General features: G+C 37.8%; 14 protein-coding genes. 9 read left to right on the top strand and 5 right to left on the bottom strand.

What is annotated here, in order from left to right:
- Positions 1–236: 236 nt before the first annotated feature.
- From EGI31_RS03055 to plsY, 4 genes are all read left to right on the top strand, one after another.
- Entirely contained in the window at positions 237–2876 is a 2640-nt protein-coding gene (locus EGI31_RS03055; RefSeq protein ID WP_255035675.1) for a PKD domain-containing protein, read from the top strand.
- An 84-nt stretch (positions 2877–2960) separates the two neighbouring features.
- Positions 2961–3986, top strand: coding sequence for a Holliday junction branch migration DNA helicase RuvB (gene ruvB / locus EGI31_RS03050; RefSeq protein ID WP_255035674.1), 1026 nt, complete (start codon positions 2961–2963; stop codon positions 3984–3986).
- Positions 3987–4118: 132 nt separating this feature from the next.
- A complete protein-coding gene (locus EGI31_RS03045; RefSeq protein WP_255035673.1) occupies positions 4119–5978 on the top strand; it encodes a glycosyltransferase family protein in 1860 nt (619 codons plus the stop codon).
- A 112-nt stretch (positions 5979–6090) separates the two neighbouring features.
- The gene (gene plsY, locus EGI31_RS03040; protein WP_255035672.1) at positions 6091–6687 is read left to right on the top strand and encodes a glycerol-3-phosphate 1-O-acyltransferase PlsY; all 597 of its coding nucleotides are present in this window, start codon (positions 6091–6093) and stop codon (positions 6685–6687) included.
- Here plsY and recO read toward each other — a convergent pair whose 3' ends face one another.
- Both recO and EGI31_RS03030 read right to left on the bottom strand, forming a co-directional pair.
- Complete coding sequence (recO, locus tag EGI31_RS03035; RefSeq protein ID WP_255035671.1) at positions 6688–7371, bottom strand: DNA repair protein RecO; 684 nt, start codon at positions 7369–7371, stop codon at positions 6688–6690.
- Positions 7361–7951 (bottom strand): cytochrome c oxidase subunit 3, encoded by a 591-nt coding sequence (locus EGI31_RS03030; protein ID WP_255035670.1) that lies wholly within the window; start codon positions 7949–7951, stop codon positions 7361–7363. Before EGI31_RS03030 ends, recO begins: the two co-directional genes overlap by 11 nt.
- A 119-nt stretch (positions 7952–8070) precedes the next feature.
- Here EGI31_RS03030 and EGI31_RS03025 point away from each other — a divergent pair, with 119 nt between their 5' ends.
- Together EGI31_RS03025 and rimO are read left to right on the top strand one after the other, a co-directional pair.
- Positions 8071–10113: a T9SS type B sorting domain-containing protein gene (locus EGI31_RS03025; RefSeq protein ID WP_255035669.1), complete on the top strand. Its 2043-nt coding sequence runs from the start codon at positions 8071–8073 to the stop codon at positions 10111–10113.
- 115 nt (positions 10114–10228) lie between these two features.
- Positions 10229–11539 (top strand): 30S ribosomal protein S12 methylthiotransferase RimO, encoded by a 1311-nt coding sequence (gene rimO, locus EGI31_RS03020; protein ID WP_255035668.1) that lies wholly within the window; start codon positions 10229–10231, stop codon positions 11537–11539.
- Positions 11540–11544: 5 nt separating this feature from the next.
- Here rimO and EGI31_RS03015 read toward each other — a convergent pair whose 3' ends face one another.
- Positions 11545–12837 carry a hypothetical protein gene (locus EGI31_RS03015; RefSeq protein WP_255035667.1) on the bottom strand — a complete coding sequence of 431 codons (1293 nt, stop codon included), beginning with the start codon at positions 12835–12837 and terminating at the stop codon, positions 11545–11547.
- A gap of 437 nt (positions 12838–13274) precedes the next feature.
- Here EGI31_RS03015 and EGI31_RS03010 point away from each other — a divergent pair, with 437 nt between their 5' ends.
- Positions 13275–13880, top strand: coding sequence for an RNA polymerase sigma factor (locus EGI31_RS03010; protein WP_255035666.1), 606 nt, complete (start codon positions 13275–13277; stop codon positions 13878–13880).
- Positions 13849–14085 carry a hypothetical protein gene (locus EGI31_RS03005; RefSeq protein WP_255035665.1) on the top strand — a complete coding sequence of 79 codons (237 nt, stop codon included), beginning with the start codon at positions 13849–13851 and terminating at the stop codon, positions 14083–14085. The genes EGI31_RS03010 and EGI31_RS03005 overlap by 32 nt, the downstream gene beginning before the upstream one ends.
- Before the next feature lie 16 nt (positions 14086–14101).
- Here EGI31_RS03005 and EGI31_RS03000 read toward each other — a convergent pair whose 3' ends face one another.
- Positions 14102–15796, bottom strand: coding sequence for a capsule assembly Wzi family protein (locus EGI31_RS03000; RefSeq protein ID WP_255035664.1), 1695 nt, complete (start codon positions 15794–15796; stop codon positions 14102–14104).
- 127 nt (positions 15797–15923) lie between these two features.
- On the opposite strand from EGI31_RS03000, the gene EGI31_RS02995 reads away from it, so the two are divergent.
- Entirely contained in the window at positions 15924–17147 is a 1224-nt protein-coding gene (locus tag EGI31_RS02995; protein WP_255035663.1) for a 4-hydroxy-3-methylbut-2-enyl diphosphate reductase, read from the top strand.
- A 340-nt stretch (positions 17148–17487) separates the two neighbouring features.
- Here the strand turns inward: EGI31_RS02995 and EGI31_RS02985 are convergent, their stop codons facing one another.
- On the bottom strand, positions 17488–18825 hold the full coding sequence (locus EGI31_RS02985; protein ID WP_255035661.1) for a dihydroorotase: 1338 nt from the start codon (positions 18823–18825) through the stop codon (positions 17488–17490).
- Between the last annotated feature and the right edge of the window lie 7 nt (positions 18826–18832).

Genomic DNA, 18832 nt, shown 5'->3' with positions numbered 1-18832 from the left:
AAATTTCGTTCCAATTTGTTTTTTCATAAAACGCATCAGATTTTGGAAAGTTGTTTCACGCGATTTTAAAATTGTTCCTTCGCACTAAACTACTAAAATAACTAAGAATTCCAAACAAATTGCCATACCACAAAGTTTTTCATTTTCTTTTGGTTATTTTTAGTCTAAAAATCCGAAATAAAAAGTATATTTAGTACGTTTTTTGCGTATGTATTTGTACAAATAATTAACCTCCTTTGAAAAATTGGGTAAAAATATTTCAAGCCCTTCTAATTACGCTCCTTTTGGGTGTGGTAGGGAGTGTGCATGCCCAGTTTTATGTTAGCCCTAAAGTATGTGTAACAGACATATCGATGGACCCTGCCACCGGGCAAATGATAGGTTGCGAGAAAAGAACTTCGTTTTTTGATACTGACCCTTCATCTACGGCTTGGTTCTGGGATTTTGGCGATGGTGGTCAGTCTATTTCGAGAAATCCCCAGTATCCTTACCAATCCCCAGGTACATATACGGTCAGGTTGAATAGAACCTTGGCAAACGGTACTTTGGACGTACAAACAAGAGATGTTACGGTAGGCACTTTTCCAACTCAACCAAAGTTTAACGATAAAATTTCGGCAGACACCACGGTTTGTGAGTCAAGTAGTTTAGAACTCAATCCTTTCAAACTTCAGTTGGCGGGCAATGTAAAATATCGTTGGTTTCCAACAGGCGACACCACCAAAACCATAACCGTGGATACTTCTGGCTGCTATTCGGTGGAGGTTTTTGATGCAGTCTCGGGATGTTCAAGAAGTGCCAAAATAAACGTAAAGTTCTGTTTGCAAGAGAGTAGCTCTGGTGGAGGATCAGAAAAATGGTATTTTGGAAAAGGTGGAAGCTTGGAATTTGGTGTCGAGGGCGATAGTACCGAACGTGATTCGTTGGCCAATGAGGGAGATTTGAATCCTGACTTGACAATTGAAGACCCCACTTATAAACCTAGCGATTCAAACGACCTCAGTTTGGTAAACACCAATGGTGCGGTAGCCATGGTTTATGACAAAAATAACAATCTAGTTTTTTATACCGACGGTACCAAGCTCTTTGCCGGAAGCGATGATTCTGAAATTTTTACAGCTAGCGGAACGAATTTTACCGTTGGAAATCCAAACAGTGCTCAAGGATTAACGCTAGTCCCTAAGCCTAACTGCAACTCCTGTAATTTTACGGAATACTATTTGCTTTCTCAGAATCCTGTCACTAAGTTATTGTCTTACAGCGTGATAGACATGCGTTACAACAATAGAAAAGGAGCTGTTGTGGAGCAAAATATCCCAATAGCCTTCACTGCTTCGGAAAAAATGGCAGCAATAAGATCAAGTAACGATTCCGCCTATGTGATGTATTCCTTTGACTACAAAAAAGGAGCATTTAATATACTCACCATAGATTCTACTGGGATAAAAACCACTGAGCAAATTATCGGAAGTCCAGTTGTAGATAGTTCTTCGTCAATTGGTTACATCGCTATATCGCCCAATGGGCGTAAGTTGGCACATGGTGTTGTCATAGCCGGCAGAAATTATGTAGAGATTTTTGATAGAAATCTAAATACAAATACCCTCTCAAATCCAATGCTTATAGATCTCAACATAGCTGCCCCTCCGGTGGTTTATGGCGTGGCTTTTGGCTCAAACAGCGATATTCTTTATACTACCGTTAAAGGGAATCCAGCTTTAAATCAAGATTCTTACTTAGTTCAACTTGCTCTTTTTCTCGGTGATGCCGCCAGTATAGCTGCTCAAAAGGAAATAATTTCTCAACGTCGTGGTGAGGAATTCGGTGCTTTGATGCTAGGGCCAGTTTATGGTGCTGGTACCAAATATTTATACATGAGTGTGAACAATAAAAACTTTTTGCCTTATCTGCAAAATCCTGATGTAAAAGGAAATGCGGCTGTGGTGGGTTTGACATACGTTCCGGGTTCAGCAAAATTTGGAGCCCCACTTGATGGCTTGGCTACGCTTGGATTACCGAACATTTTGGCACCTGCAGCTGAGCAAGAAGGAGAAGGAATTAGTGCTAATTACAGTGGAAATTGCCAGAATTCTCCCACCATCCTTACCACACAAGGTATTTGTAGTCCAATGCGAAATAAGGTGACGTGGTATTTCCACGATGGCACAAGCAAGGAAGGAACTCAAACATCATATACTTACACAAAACCAGGCTGGTATCCCATCAGAATGGTGATTGAGGTTTTTCAGAAAAGTAAAATCAGCAGCGTGGTCAACAATCAAGTAGTCGATAGACTAACTGAAACAGAATGTACCGAGGAGGAATACACAGGTACTATCTACATTAAACCGGCTCCGGTTACACAGTTGCCAAGGACACTGTATATATGTTTTGAGGAATTTGAGAAAAAGGCGTTTGGTCCGAGTCCAAAAGGAGGCGATAGTTTCGACTACACCTGGATGACAAGCTTAGGTACCACCTTAAGTAGAGACTCCGCCTATGTTTTTGATATTCCAGCCACGTATTTACTTGATGTCGAAAATAATTTTGGATGTCTTGCGAAAGATACCATCACTGTTAGAGAAGGCTGTGAACCAGAACTTTTTCTGCCAGATGTTTTTACACCCAACGACGACAACCTCAACAATGACCTCGAGGTTATTCCAGCTTACATTACCGACTTTGACTTTAAGGTTTTTAACCGTTGGGGTGAATTGGTTTTTACATCAAAAAACCCCGAAATCAAATGGGATGGAAAATTCAAGGGTAAGGTTTTCGGAAATCAATTGTATCCTTACATCATCAATTATCGTTCAAAATATTTCCCCGAACGAGGCGAACTCCAGACTCGAGGTTCGATTCTGATTTTAAAATAATACCTGTTTCTAAACGATTTTTTCGTCAATGACCTCTATATTTGAGTTTAGGTTAGTATTTTCTTTGAAAATAATATTCAATACATGCGTCAAGATTTTTTAACAGGAGATGATGAGGGAATGAGCCCAGGCGAAAAAGATTTCGAAAGGGCTTTGAGGCCTGTTTCGTTTGAAGATTTTGCAGGGCAGGATAAAATCTTGGAAAACTTGAAGGTGTTTGTGAAGGCCGCCAAAATGCGGAATGAGGCCTTGGATCATGTTTTACTACACGGACCTCCAGGTTTGGGAAAAACTACACTCTCGCATATAGTAGCCAATGAGTTAGGTGCAAGTCTGAAAATAACCTCAGGTCCCGTGCTGGATAAACCCAGCGATTTGGCTGGCTTATTGACTTCATTAGATACCAACGATGTACTTTTTATCGATGAGATTCACCGATTGAATCCGATAGTGGAAGAATACCTGTATTCGGCCATGGAAGATTACAAAATAGACATCATGCTCGATTCAGGCCCCAATGCCCGCAGTGTGCAGATTGGTCTGAATCCATTCACTTTGGTTGGAGCTACTACTCGTTCTGGATTATTGACATCGCCTCTAAGAGCTAGATTTGGAATTAATGCCCGTTTGGAGTACTACGATGCCGAACTTTTAAGTCGAATATTGGTGCGTTCGGCACAAATTTTAAATACACCCATAGACGAGAAAGGAGCTTTCGAAATAGCCCGAAGAAGTAGAGGAACGCCTAGGATTGCCAATAACTTGTTGAGAAGAACCCGAGATTTTGCACAAGTAAAAGGCAACGGCATTATCACCATAGAAATAGCCGAAATGGCCCTCACCGCACTTGAAGTTGATCAAGACGGTCTTGACGAAATGGACAATAGGATATTACTAACCATTGTCGAAAAATTCAAAGGAGGTCCGGTGGGGTTATCTACCATAGCCACTGCAGTAGGAGAGGAGGCCGAAACAATTGAGGAGGTTTATGAGCCGTTTTTGATACAAGAAGGTTTTCTTAAAAGAACAGCCAGAGGCCGTGAGGCTACCGAAAAAGCGTACAGGCATTTGAATCTCGTTCCTAAATATAAATTGGGAGAGTTATTTTAGACTGAAAAGATTTTATTTAACATTTTTATTTTTATTTTTATCACTGTGTTTAGATTATATTGTCTAAAAACAGTGATTTTTTTATTAAATATCTATAAAACAGACCATTAATATTTATAAACTTGAATTTATATGCCCATAGGAAAATTGAAAAGAGAACAAGAGGAAACAGTAAAAATTGAGAGAAAGACCTCAGCTAAGCCAATTCTTTTTGAAATAGCTTGGGAAGTTTGTAATCAAGTTGGTGGAATTTATACCGTTATACGCTCCAAAGTACCCGCAATGGTGGAGGAATGGGGTGACAATTACTGTCTGATTGGACCATATTTTGCCCAGACAGCTGGTATTGAGTTTGAAAGGCTTGATAACGACGATTCTATATTTTCAAAAGCCGCACAAGGATTGAGAGAAAAGGGGATGGAGGTGTATTATGGTCGTTGGTTGGTTACAGGTAAGCCAAGAATCATACTTATTGATTTTCATGCCAATCTAGCCAAGGTAGATATGTTGAAGTTTGATCTTTGGGAAAGACACAGAATATCGACTATTAATTGCGAGGATTTGGTAAACCGTGTTATAGCGTTTGGTGATTTGGTGAGGCAATACCTGCAATCTTTTGTAGAAGACCATAGCAAAAAGCAAGAGGTAATTGCCCATTTTCACGAGTGGATGGCTTCGACAGCATTGATTGATTTGCGAAAAGACAAGGTAAATATTGGTACAGTATTTACCACCCATGCCACCATGTTGGGTAGGTACATTGCCGGCAATGTGAATGATTTTTATGAAAAGCTGGATAGATACGACTGGGAGAAAGAGGCCAAAAACTACGGTATTGAAGCCCAAGCAGGTATAGAGCGTCAGTCAGCTCAATTGTCGCACGTACTTACAACAGTGAGCGATGTTACAGCCAAAGAGTGTGAGGTTTTCTTCGGAAGAGTGTGCGACTTGATTCTTCCTAACGGTCTGAACATTACACGATTTGCGGCCACACACGAGTTTCAGAATTTACACCTCAAATACAAACAAAAAATCAATCAGTTTGTGATGGGGCATTTCTTTCAGAGTTACTCTTGGGATCTTGACAATACACTTTACTTCTTTACCTCAGGCCGATATGAGTTCAAAAACAAGGGCTACGACCTTACTTTGGAAGCACTAAAAAGGCTCAATTTCAAGATTGTACAGTCTGGTCTGGACATGACGGTAGTGATGTTTATGATAACGAAAAATCCGGTACATTCTATTGATCCTCAGGTGCTTCAGTCTCGTGCAGTGATGGAGGAAATCCGACAGACTTGCGAGTCAATGGAGAAAGAAATCGGTGAGCATCTTTTTCATGCTTCGGCATCAAATGAGGATGTAAACTTGCCTGACCTCAACGAGTTTGTAAGTGAGTACTGGAGACTTCGGTTAAGAAGGACTATACAAACTTGGAGAACTAAAACCCTTCCTCGCACGGTGACTCATCTGCTGAAAGAGCCTGACGATATCACCGATTTCTTTGAGAGAACCAACCTCATGAATCACCAGCAGGACAGGGTGAAATTTGTCTACCATCCCGATTTTATCTCACCAACCAATCCACTTTTTGGTTTAGAATATAGTCAGTTTGTGAGAGGTTGTCACTTGGGTGTATTTCCAAGTTATTATGAACCATGGGGTTATACACCGCTCGAGTGCGTGGTCAGAGGTATTCCAACAGTTACCAGTGACTTATCAGGTTTTGGAGATTTCATGATGCAGCTGATGACAGACTACGAAAACGTAGGTGTGTATGTGGTAAATAGAAAGGACCAGAACTTCGACAAAGCAGCCGATCAATTGGCCAACATCATGTTTAAGTTTGTTACCATGACCCGCCGCGATAGAATTATGCAAAGAAACCGCGTTGAAAACATCTCAGATGTATTTGACTGGACCAACCTTAGGGCTTACTATGATACTGCTCATGACCTCGCTCTCAAGAAAAAAGGTTTAGGGAAAAATTAAATCTTGATATTTTTTAAATGATTGTAAATAAGCCATTTACAATCATTTTTTATTTTTTGGTATTAAAATCGTACAATTTTGTATTTTTGCGAAATAATACCAGAAAGTCCCGATGTTATTGAAAGTTGTAGTTTACGCATTTGCTTATTTGGTGGGTTCCATCCCTACTGCATATTGGTATGCCAAATATTTTCATGGGATAGATATCAGACAACATGGTAGTGGCAATGTGGGGGCTACCAATTCCCTCAGAGTTTTAGGAAAGAAAGCAGGCATTATAGTTCTTATTTTTGATTTATTAAAAGGTCTATTACCAGTTTTGCTTGCTCGTTATTTGGATTTTTCTGAAGAACAAACATTCACTGTAGGTATTGTAGCTATTTTGGGGCATATCTGGTCAGTTTTTGCCAATTTCAAAGGAGGAAAAGGTATTGCTACTTCATTGGGTGTTATTTTGGCGGTTTCACCTGCCGGGGCTGGTCTTAGTGTTGCAGTGTTTGTTGCGGTTGTATATTTTACAAGATACGTTTCACTGGCCTCTATGTTAGCTGGTTTGACATTTGTATTTTACTATTTGTTTTTCAATTTTGACCAAACCTACATGTCTCTCATAGCTTTTGGATTGTTTTTGCTATTGGTTTTTACGCACCGCGAAAACATCAAAAGGCTCGCCAAGGGTACTGAAAGTAAGATTTCTTCTAAAAAATAATTACTCCAGTACTTCTTTCAAAACGCCCATCGAACGCAAGTTGCCAAAACCCTCCACATGTATTTTATAGTAGGTAAGAATAAGGTCTAATAGTCTCATCCTTAGGTGTTTGTTTATAAATAATGTACTTCCAAAATTTTGTTGAATTAGGTCTTTCAAAAGCTTTTTCTCGTCAGAACTTACCGGAATTGCGTGTTCTTGTAATTGGTTCACTACATCGTCTTCGTTTTCTGGCCCAAATCCCAAATAAAAGCAATAGTTGATCAGAAAATAGAGGTGAAAGTTCTCAATTTGCTCTTCGTGTTGGTCGAGATATTTCAAGGAGTCCTCAAGGAAATTGAACAGCGGTGTGTTTTCGGCATGCTCTTTTAGGCTGTTGTTGAGTACTTCGTTTACAAAAATTCCAAGGCTCGATTTCTTAATATCTACGGTTATGGTGTTGTAAGGGTAGAGGCATTTTATTTCTGAGATTCTATGAATTTCTTTTTTGGAGTCGTGATAAACCACAAGGTCGAGTAGTGTAAGTGGCTGAAAAAGAGCTATTTTATTTTTTCCTTTAGAGCTCCTTACGCCATTCTCGATGTATGTTTGAATACCAAAAATCTCTGTGTATATTTTTACAATGATGGATGTCTCCTTGTATTTTACAAAACTGATGACAATTCCTTTTGTTTTATGTAGCATGATACAACAAAAATAAGAAAATAAACAGCCACAATACATCCAAGAAGTGCCAATAAATATAGATTAGTTTGAAATTCAATTGGTTGGGTGGATTAACGCTGTAAACAAATGAGTCTACATAAGATTTGTTACGGAAAACCTTGGCTACAGTCAGTGATAAGCCCACTATACCTCCAAAAGTATGTAAGATGTGGAGTCCTGATAAAATGTATAAAAATGAAACACCCGTATGGTTGGCCATCGTAAAGCCTCTGTTTGCTAATTCCATCCAACCTGTTATCTGTAAAACCAAAAATGCCAAACCTAGTAAATAAGTAATGCCTAGGTTAGTTTTGAATCCTTTAAAAATTTGATTTTCAAGGTTTTTCTTGGCCAAAAATATAGATAAACTACTGCCCAAAATAGCCACTGAACTTGCCCAAAAAACCTTCGGTAGAACCAATGGGATATTTTGATTGACGAGTTCTTTTTTTAGAAAAATCACAAAAATTGCTAAAAATAATAAAGTACTTCCAAAAATGGCCAAATAAAGCATAAATGCAAATGGCTCCCTCCGTTTAAAAAATTTATTGTCGTTCATGTGCTTTATCCTTAACTATTTTTTATCTTCGTTCTAAAAATGTCTTCAAATTCAAAACAATGGTTTTTGTTAAAAGTTTGATACATGTTATATTTAAAGGAAACAAAATCGAAAATAGGTTGCGATTAATATTACTTTCCATATTGACTTTCGTTTTTTTTCAGTCCAAATCTCAGGATTTGTGTCAACAACCTTCGTTTGCCAAAGGTGAATTTGACCTAAGTAGTACTACACTCTGTTTACCACAAATGTTGACAGTTACGGATAAATCATTGAGCAAAAATGTTAAATATGTCTTTAACTATCAAGGAGAAAGCCTAGAAGAAGTTAAAATGTTGGCCACCTCACAAATCACGTTTGACTATACTTCTTTGGTCAAAAAACCTGAAACATTTACTGTTGTACAAATTGGTGATTTTAATGGTAAAGTTTCAGTAGCTTGCAAAAATCTGGTTGTAAGACCTGGGAATTATGCCATTCATAGCTACACCCAATGCGTGGGAAGTTCGCTTGTTGTAAATATTCCAGTTCATACTTATAATGATTTCGACACTTATGAAATTATTGTTGGTACCACTAGCACAATGATTACTCGAAGTCAATTGCCCTATCAAACGACTAAAAATGTTGTTTTGCCAACTCAGTTTAAAGTTACAGGTAATTATAATGATCCAACGAAAGGCTGTTCAACTCCTGTTCCTACTACCACAATTACGTCTTCTGTTTTGGTTGCAGGAGGTATTGATCGCCCATTCAATCCCAATATTTCTGAAGTCAAGCTACAAAATCCACAAAAAGCGACCATAACTTTTACAGGTTCGTATCACACTTCTAATGTTGCCGCTGAACAATACCGGCTCTATGCCTATCCTAAAGGCACTTTACCAACTACAAGTAATGTGATAATTTCTAATATTGTTCCTGGCAAATACTCGGTGAATATACCAGATAGCACCAAGTCGTATTGTTATTTTATTCAAAGAGAAAAAACTGGCTGTGGTTTCTCAACCGAATGGTCAGCCGAGCTATGCACACATCCACTTAAAAGTGTTGTTTTTAGCCCTTATCAGTATAAATTGGACTGGACTAGATACCCTAATACAATGTTTGGTATGCCTAGTAATTTTATTACCAATATTGCAATCAGCCAGCGAATTGAACGAACAGAAAACTCATCAATTGTGACCCCAATTATGCTTTTTGCCAATATTTTTACTTATACCGATAATACAATTACTTGTAAAAACAAATATTGTTATAGAGTAAAAGTCAATACCACTGGTCAAATAGGATTTCTAAAATTTTCAGGACAAAGTCTCTCTAATCTTGTATGTGTAGATAGGTCAAATATTGTAGCTGAAAAGCCAAAGGAGGTGTATGTTAGTACTGATTTCGATAATAAGAATGCCGTGTACTTTGATAAAACCCCAAACTGGCCCATAGACATTAACCGTTGGGTTTTATACAAAAAAAGTAATGGTAGTTTTAAGAAAATAGACAGCTTAGTTCATCCGACGGATTTTATTGCAGACAAGGTATTGGCTTCGAAATCTGAGGAATACAGAATTGGTTATATAGACAAGTGTGAAAGCGTTTCGGCCCTTTCTGATTCTGTTGCTTCTGTATTTATGAGTTATCAAGAACCCAAGCTACTCAATTGGAAAAACGACAATCCATTCTCTGAATCAAATATTGCTTCAAGAGAGATTGAATATTTGGAAGAGAACGCCAATACTATTAAAGCTTTAAAACCAGTAATTGGAAACCAACATGAGGCCGATTTTGAAGGTTACAACGACCAAGCAAAGATTAGGCTCAAAACCGTTTCTGATTCTAATCCGGCCTTAGTGAGTTATTCTAATGTGGTAAAGATGGAAGTTCCAACGAATCTGGTCTTCCCTAATGTATTTACGCCGAATAATGATAAGTTTAACGATTTTTTTGGACTTAAAGGAAAATTCGACAACATCGAATCTTATAACCTCCAAGTTTTTAATAGATATGGAGAGCAGGTAGTTCAACTATCCAATCCAGCTGAAAGTTGGGATGGAAGTATCAAAGGTAAAACAGCTCCTGCTGGTATTTATTTTTACAGAATATCTGCAATTTTAAAAAATGGCGAATCTTTTAACAAAGATGGAATTCTGGAATTACTAAGATAATTTGTCGTTCGGAGTTAATTTTAGCCTTTCGTAACATGTATTTTTTTGAAATACATTCCTTGTAAATACCGTTTTGTGGCGATTTTCCTCGACCTTTGTACAGAAATTACATCAGATGAAAACAAAAGGAAATCGTAAGTCAAAAATCAATATAGTCACATTGGGTTGTTCAAAAAACCTTGTTGACTCAGAAATATTGTACACACAACTAAAGGGAAATGGTTTAAGTGTAACACATGAAGCCGAAAAGGACGACGCTCAAATAGTAGTTATTAACACCTGTGGATTTATAGACAACGCCAAGCAGGAGAGTATAGATACCATTCTAAGATACGTGGAGGCCAAAGAAGCTGGTCATGTAGAGAAAGTAATAGTTACAGGTTGTTTATCGCACAGATATAAGGACGAACTTGAAAAAGAAATACCACTTGTAGACTCTTGGTTTGGTACCAATGAACTTCCTAGATTGCTTAAAACACTCAAGGCGGATTATAAAAAGGAGCTTGTTGGTGAACGTCTTTTGACTACCCCAGCCCATTATGCCTATCTCAAAATTGCTGAGGGATGCGACCGTCCGTGTAGTTTTTGTGCTATTCCGCTCATGAGAGGCAAGCATGAGTCTCGGCCAATGGAAGAGTTGTTACTTTCTGCTAAAAATCTTGCAGCCAAAGGCACAAAGGAAATTATTCTCATCGCACAAGATCTAACTTATTATGGTTTAGATATTTACAAAAAAAGAAATTTAGCTGAGTTTTTGGACAGGTTATCTGATGTGGAAGGTATCGATTGGATACGTTTACAATACGCTTACCCGTCGGGTTTTCCGATGGATATATTGGACGTAATGGCCAAGAAACCAAATATCTGTAAATATTTGGACATGCCCTTGCAACATGGCTCTTCAGAGATGTTGAAAATCATGCGTCGTGGCATTGATAGACCTAAAACCGAGCAACTATTGGCAGATATCCGCAACAAAGTACCTGAAATTGCCATCCGAACCACACTTATTGCGGGTCATCCAGGCGAAACTGAAGATATGTTTGAGGAGATGTATAACTTCGTAAAGGAGCAAAGATTTGATAGATTGGGCGTGTTTCAATATTCTCACGAAGACGACACGCATTCATATCAGATGAACGACGACATACCAGCCGAGGAAAAACAAGAAAGAGTGGATATTATCATGGAGCTACAGCAAGGAATATCTGAGGAGCTCAATCAAAAGAAAGTTGGCAATACTTACAAAGTCCTTTTTGATAGAAAAGAAAGTGGGTATTTTATAGGAAGAACCCAATTTGATTCCCCAGAAGTAGACAACGAAGTCTTGGTATCGGCTGACGAGTATGTAAGGCTTGGCGACTTCGCTGATGTTAAAATTACCAGTGCTGCTGAGTTTGACCTTTATGGCACTTTGGCGAAATAAGCTTTTTACCTCAGATACATCGGGAATCTCGTGAAACGTAGGCCTATGGTAAAGTCTAATCTGTTTAGATTTATGGCCGTAGGTAGTTTAACTTTTTCTATAGAATTGTCTATGGTGGTTATTTGGCCGTAGTTGTAACCGCCCTCAAGGCTGAGTATAATATCTCGTCCGAAAATGTCATTTCCCAACAAAAAGTCTAAACCTAGTGTAGCTGCAGCACCATAGGCCTGTCCTGTAAATTTAAACGCTGCATTGTTGGTTAAACCTTTGTCGGTGTATAGGTGCATACCTGGGCTTAAGGTCAAAATTGCGAACGTTTTGTAGTCTATGTTTTTTCTATATAAAAATGTTGGACCTACAAACTTATGCGATACCTTGTTTGACAGTTGTCCCGCTGAAATAGCTTCACCAGTAAACAAATTGGGGTAATCGAGTTGGGTGCTTGAATTTCTAGCCTGAAAATTCGTGTAAGTTGCTCCAATTCCTATATTATCTTTAAAAAAGTATGCGGCATCTACGCCAAACATCCAACCTCTAAGGAGCTTTTCTTTATACAATCCATAGGGAGAGGTATCCGTGTTCTTGGCAATAATGTTTCCCAAACCACCCTTGGCACCTATTCTGTACTTGAGGTAGTTTTTAAACTCTGAAACAGGCTCGGCATCAGCCAATGGAGACAAATCTTCTTTCTTTATTTCTTCTTTTTTAGCCTCAGCCTCTTTTGCTAATTTATCAGCCTTCGAGTTTTTTGTATCGGGTTTGGAGTCTTCTAGAGGTTTTTGGGTATTATTTTCTACAGGTTTTTCCGCTACTTTTTCCGAAGATTCTGTACTCGTAGATTTTGCCGTTTCTGGGCTGCTTTTGGTGCTCAAGCTATCTTTACTTGTAGCAGTTACTGCAGCTTTTTTGTTATTGCTGCCTACTTCTTTTTTTGCTGGTGTTTCCTTGCCTTTTGAAGCCGTTGAAGGCTTTTCCTCAGCAGTGGATGGTCTAAGTGGTTCTGCTCTGTTTGATTGTCCCGACTTGGTTTTTTCTATTAGTTTGTCATTTTTCAAAACATCACTAGGGTAATAGCTGTATTTAAAAGAGGATACTAGATTTTTGAATATTTCATTTCTCAGAATTTTATTCTTTGGACCCAAGTAAGCATAAACAAACCTTGTCGGGGTTTCGTCTAAGATTTTACACCTTATCTCTTCTCCGGCTTGTGTAATGATTAAATCTTTTTGTGCGTAAGTTTTCGAGCCTATAAATATAAAGGCCAAAAACACAATAACCTTAAATAAAAGTTTGGTCATCCTAATGTCAGATAAAATTGATATTTGTTAATTTTTTAAGCACCTAGGTGCAAAAATAATCAAAAACTAGATAAAAGTTTTGAAAGCTTGATTTAGTACCATTCAATAACATTTCGTACATACTCTTTTACAAAAATCGTACCGAAAAGTCTTTTTTTAAATAAACGTTGAAAAACCCAATATAATCTTCCCTATGACACATTAAATGCCCTTTTTGTTTATTTGGAATAGTTTTTGAAGTAAATTTAGAGGTCTTTCAAGAGAAAATATTGTGTTTAAAATGGTTATTAACTAACCGTTAACTAATTTTTTTCTACCAAAATTTGACTTTTAAAAATTTATTGTTTTATATTTCGGAAAAATAATTCTTCAAATTTAAAAACCCCGTTCGTACAATATGGTATAAAACTCTACGTTAACTAATCTGAAAATACATAATGGAAAAAATCCTAGTTAACGAAAGTGAGCTTATATCAGCGTACATACGTGGAGACGAAAAGGCATTCGCCACGCTTGTTAATAGATACAAGTCCAAAGTTTACACTACTATTTACCTTGTTGTGAAAGACAGTTACGTCGCTGAAGACCTAACCCAAGACACCTTTATTAAGGCCATAAAGACCTTGAAAGAAGGAAGGTACAACGAAGAAGGCAAATTTTTGCCATGGATTCTTCGGATTGCCCACAACTTGGCCATTGACTATTTTCGTAGGGCAAAACGTTATCCTAACGTAGTTTTTGAGGATGGAAGTAGTGTGTTCAACTCTCTTAATTTCGCAGAAGATTCTATTGAGTCAGCTCAAATCAAAAAAGAATCTTACGAGCATTTGAGGAGTATGATCAAGAAGTTGCCGGAGCAACAACGCGAAGTATTGGTAATGAGGCATTATGAAGACCTCAGTTTCCAAGAGATTGCCGAAGCTACGGGCGTGAGTATCAATACTGCATTAGGACGTATGCGTTATGCTCTTATCAATCTGAGAAAATTGATGAGTAAAACAAAATATGCCTATGACACAAACCTGTACATCAACGCAGAATGAGATTGTCCGTTACATTTATAACGAAACCTCGAGTTCTGAAAATGTTATCATTGAGACCTCTTTAATTTATGACAATGATTTGCTGGAGTTCTATCTCGACTGTATAGAGATTAAAGAAGAAATGAACCAGATAAATCTAAGTCCGAGAGAATCGACGATACAAAACATCTTAAATTTTTCTAAAAGCTTTAGACCTGCGATTTAATCGCAGGTTTTTTTTGTTAAAATAGCAGTTGCCTCCTCACCATGTTCCACCTAAGGCCAAACGACAAAATACTCTCGGTTTCGTCTTCAAAGTAAGAATCTTTGCGTCTTTGATACATTAAATCAATGAATAAGTTGTGTTTTACCATTACCGAGGCCACCATTTCTGTATTTTTAATGCGGTTTTCGAAGCCCTGACCTATGTAGTTGTCATAATCTGATATTCTTCCAATGCGGTTATTAAGTTTTATATTTCCCCCGTAATTACTACTGTCTTTGTCTTCCCCTTTCAAGGCACTCATGGCCACAAATGATAGAAATACTTTGGCATGAGGTTGATATTTGACAGAAACAATGTTTTCTTTAAAATTTGCTCCTAATGGATGAGCAACAGGGAGGTTGTAATTTACGTAGTTGGTGTAGTCTGTAAAGTGAGAATACATGTAGGGTCTGGCCCTATTGAGTTCATATTGGAGGTCAAGATTTTTGATTTTAAATACATCAAAATATTTTGCTCCCAGTTGCCAAGCATATTTTTTGGACCACCAACCCTCTTTTTTAAACTCAGTTGAATTGTACTCATCTAAAAAATACTGGCCGTACGCCGTAAATGTTTTGAAAAGATTAAGCTTAAAGTCGGCCCCAACCATGGCATTGTCAGAGCTCCCCAAATAACCTTCCACGAATCTGTAGAAAATAACGGGATTGAGATAGTTTAACTCAAAACCTGTTCTACGATTGCCATACATCACGCTTTCAAACAAACCTACATTGAGGGTTTTGGTAAGATTAATGTTTAGGTGATGAAAAGCCATGTACTTAGGTGCGTTGGTGATTTGGCTAAAAGGTGGATTTACAACTTGTAGGTTGGTCATTTGTCCTAGAATAGACAAATATTGAAGTCTGCCAATTCGTAGGTCTGTTTTTAGTTGTAAATATGGTGCACTAAAATCACTGAGAACCATGGATCTGATTCCCGAGCCGATAAAGTTTTTGTCATGTCCAAACGTCAGGGTAAGGCTTTTTATAGGCTTAAAGGCGAAATAGCCAAGAGCTGAAAAATAGTCGCCTTGAAGTAAATCGTAGTTATCATTTTTTATTTTTACCAACGATTGGTAAGGATAACCCTCGTAAATTTTGTAGAAATTCACCAGAAAATTGGCACTTGAGCTTTGGTTATCAGTTAACATCGTATAAAAGCCCAACTTTTTGTTAATGCTTCCTCTAATTTCTATTCCCCGCGTATTTACAAATGTAGATTTTGAAGCTAATTCACCATGGGCGGAGTTGGTTCCGAGACCGACATTTAAAATCGGTGAAGCGTGAATGTCATAATCATCAGCTTGTACATAGTACATCTCTGATTTGTTTTTGTAGAGATGCTTGAGGATGGGTTTTTTACTTTTATTTTCTATTATTTTATTTTGATTGATAAACTCCCAATTATCTATCTGGAGATATTCGAGGTTCCGCCTATCTACTTTTGAAAATTTCAAAAAAGTAGAGGTATCTATTTGGGCTAAAAAATCACCTATTTGTTGTCTGCTGAAGGGTTTTACGTTGGCATGAAATGTATTAGATAGTTTGCCAGATTTAACTTCTATTCTTTCAAGAAATGCATCAGATATTTGTGAAATTGAACTATTGGCACTTTGCGAGAAACCACTTTGCAGACTTACAAGAAATACAAGGAACAGAAGTTTTGACCTCATGTGCTGAAAAATATTAGGAAGAAAGGTGCGAAAATAATTAATATTTAGCACTAATGAGCAGATTAATTGATAATTTTGGAACAAAGCAATAATGCATTAAGTTTTCAAAATAACGAAAACCAATTGAATGAAGACATTTGAGATTCCGCAAATATATAGAAGTTCCATAATAGCAAGTATCAAAGAAAAACGCAGGTTAAAAGATAAGTTAAAGAAAGACTTTAGTCCTACTGTTCTGGATTTCGAGAGTGTTAAGATATTGATAGCTAGGCATTTTGGGTTTTGTTATGGTGTAGAAAATGCGGTGGAGATTGCCTATAAAGTGTTAACAGAGAATGAAGGTAAGCGGATTTTCTTGTTAAGCGAAATGATCCATAACCCTGAGGTAAACGCCGATTTGTTGTCTAGAGGAGTAAAGTTTTTGATGGATACAAAAGGCAATAAATTGGAAGCCTTTGCAGATCTAAAAGCAGATGACATAGTGATAGTGCCGGCTTTTGGAACGACCATCGAGTTGCAAAACGAACTGGCTGCTTTAGGTATAAATTCATACCAATATGATACTACTTGTCCTTTTGTTGAGAAAGTCTGGAACCGTGCCCAACAAATAGGAGAGAGGGGATTTAGTGTTATAGTACATGGAAAACCCGATCACGAAGAAACCCGAGCGACATTTTCGCATAGTCAAGAAAACTCGCCCACCATAGTTATAAAAGACATGTCGGAGGCGGAGCTTTTGGCAGCCTACATCAGAAAGGAGAAAACCTCGGCAGAATTTTATCAGCAGTTTCAAGGTAGATTTTCTGAAGGATTTGATCCTGAAAAGGATCTGGAAAGATTCGGTGTGGTGAATCAAACCACTATGTTGGCCTCAGAAACTCAGGATATCGCCAACTATTTAAAGGGCGAACTTATTAAAGCAAAGAACTTATCAGAGTTGCAGATTCCAGCCTTTTTTGCAAGTACGCGAGATACACTTTGTTATGCTACCAACGACAATCAGGATGCTACTTATGCCCTTATGAAAGAGCAAGCTGATTTGGCCATAGTGGTGGGTGGTTATAACAGTTCGAATACAACACATTTGGTGGAATTACTTGAAACCACTTTTCCTACTTACTTTATTCAGACGGAGGCCGACCTAATATCGGTAGACTGTGTATCTCATTTTGACATCCATACTCAAACGGAAAAGGAAAGTTTTGGTGTTTTTAGTTTTGGTAAAAAACCTACAATTGTACTCACATGCGGTGCGTCTTGCCCAGATGCTGTCGTGGAGACTGTTCTTAGAAAAATTGTTGGATTTTTTGAGGAAAGTACCGATTTTGAAAATGTAATATCCCGAGTGTAGTCCTTAAAAAGTCTTAAATGGAAGATTATTTTTAAAGATTTATAAAAGAATTGAAAATAAACGACGTTATATAATGACATAAACATATTACCCATGAAGATGCTTGAGTATATAAAAATGATCTTGGATAAAGTTAGTTTTGATTCAAAGTTATTCGAAAAAGAATTAAAAAAGGGTTTAAAGGAGTTGCTGCCACCAGAAATGAAAGAGTTAAAAAACTGGTGCTATGAGAAATTTGGGAAAATTTATCAAACCGTACTTAATAAGGTCTTTAGAAGAGTAAAACTCACATAAGTACTCAAAAAAAAGTCGCTTCTAAATGGAGCGACTTTTTTTGTATTTATCGATTGAACAAGAGCCTTTTACCTGACTTCTTATTGTAGAAATTACCTTCGTCATAAAGTAATTCGCCCGAAATGTAAGTCTTGCACACACTGGCTCCGAAGGTTTTTCCTTCAAAAGGCGACCAACCTGCTTTATATAGTATATTTTCTTTCGAAACTGTATATGGTGAGTTTAAATCTACCAGTACCAAATCTGCCCAATAGCCTTCTCTAATATACCCACGGCGGTCTATTTTGAAGCATTCTGCCGGAGCGTGGCACATTTTCTCTATAATTTTCTCCAGACTTATTTTGCCTTTTGCATAAAAATCAAGCATAACTTGGAGGCTATTTTGTATCAATGGCAAACCAGAAGGTGCATTCCAATAGTCACTGGATTTTTCTTCTATGGTGTGAGGTGCATGGTCGGTGGCAATAATATCGAGTTTATCGTTCAGTAGACCTGCTAAAAGTTTTTCTCGATGATTGTGTTTGATGGCCGGGTTACACTTTATCTTGGTGCCAAGTTGCTTATAATCTTCGGCGTCAAAATATAAATGATGCACACAAACCTCGGAGGTCAACTTTTTGTCGGCTAGAGGTATAGAATTATCGAATAACTCGAGCTCTTCACCCGTCGAAATATGGAGGATATGAAGACGTGTGCCATGTTTTTTTGCTAAACTCGAGGCCATAGAGCTGGATAAGTAGCAGGCTTTCTCGTTTCTGATGAGAGCATGAATATCATATGGAATTACGCCATTTGCATATTTTTCTTTGTAGAATTCCAGATTGGCTCTCACAGTGCCTTCGTCTTCACAATGTGTAGCTATTAGCCCTGAGAAATTACTAAAAATGTTCTCAAGTGTTTTTTCATTGTCAACCAACATATTTCCGGTAGAGCTACCCATAAATAGCTTTAAACCACATACTTGACTCAAATCAGTCTTCATGGCTTCATCATAATTGTCATTGGACCCACCCATAAAAAACGAGTAGTTTGTCCAGCTTGATTGAGCCGCTATTTGGTATTTGTCCTCCAATAAGGCTTGTGTAAGGGCATTGGGAACGGTATTGGGCATTTCCATAAAGCTGGTAGTTCCTCCCGCCAAAGCAGCTTTCGATTCACTCTCAATAGTCGCTTTATGTGTTAATCCCGGCTCTCTAAAGTGCACTTGGTCATCTATAACACCAGGCATTAGGTATTTCTCTGAGGCATCTACTATATTATCAGCAGTTAAATGTCTGAGGTCTTTACCTATTTTGTCAATTTTCCCATCTTTTACAAAGACATCTAATTCCTCTATTTTTCCCTCATTTATGACTTTGGCGTTTAAAATCAGCGAGCTCGACATATTGATT

This window comes from Lacihabitans soyangensis, assembly GCF_024343775.1.
Classification (GTDB): Bacteria; Bacteroidota; Bacteroidia; order Cytophagales; family Spirosomataceae; genus Leadbetterella; species Leadbetterella soyangensis.
Note: the sequence above shows the minus strand (reverse complement) of the source record. Positions and strands in the feature narration are given on the sequence as shown.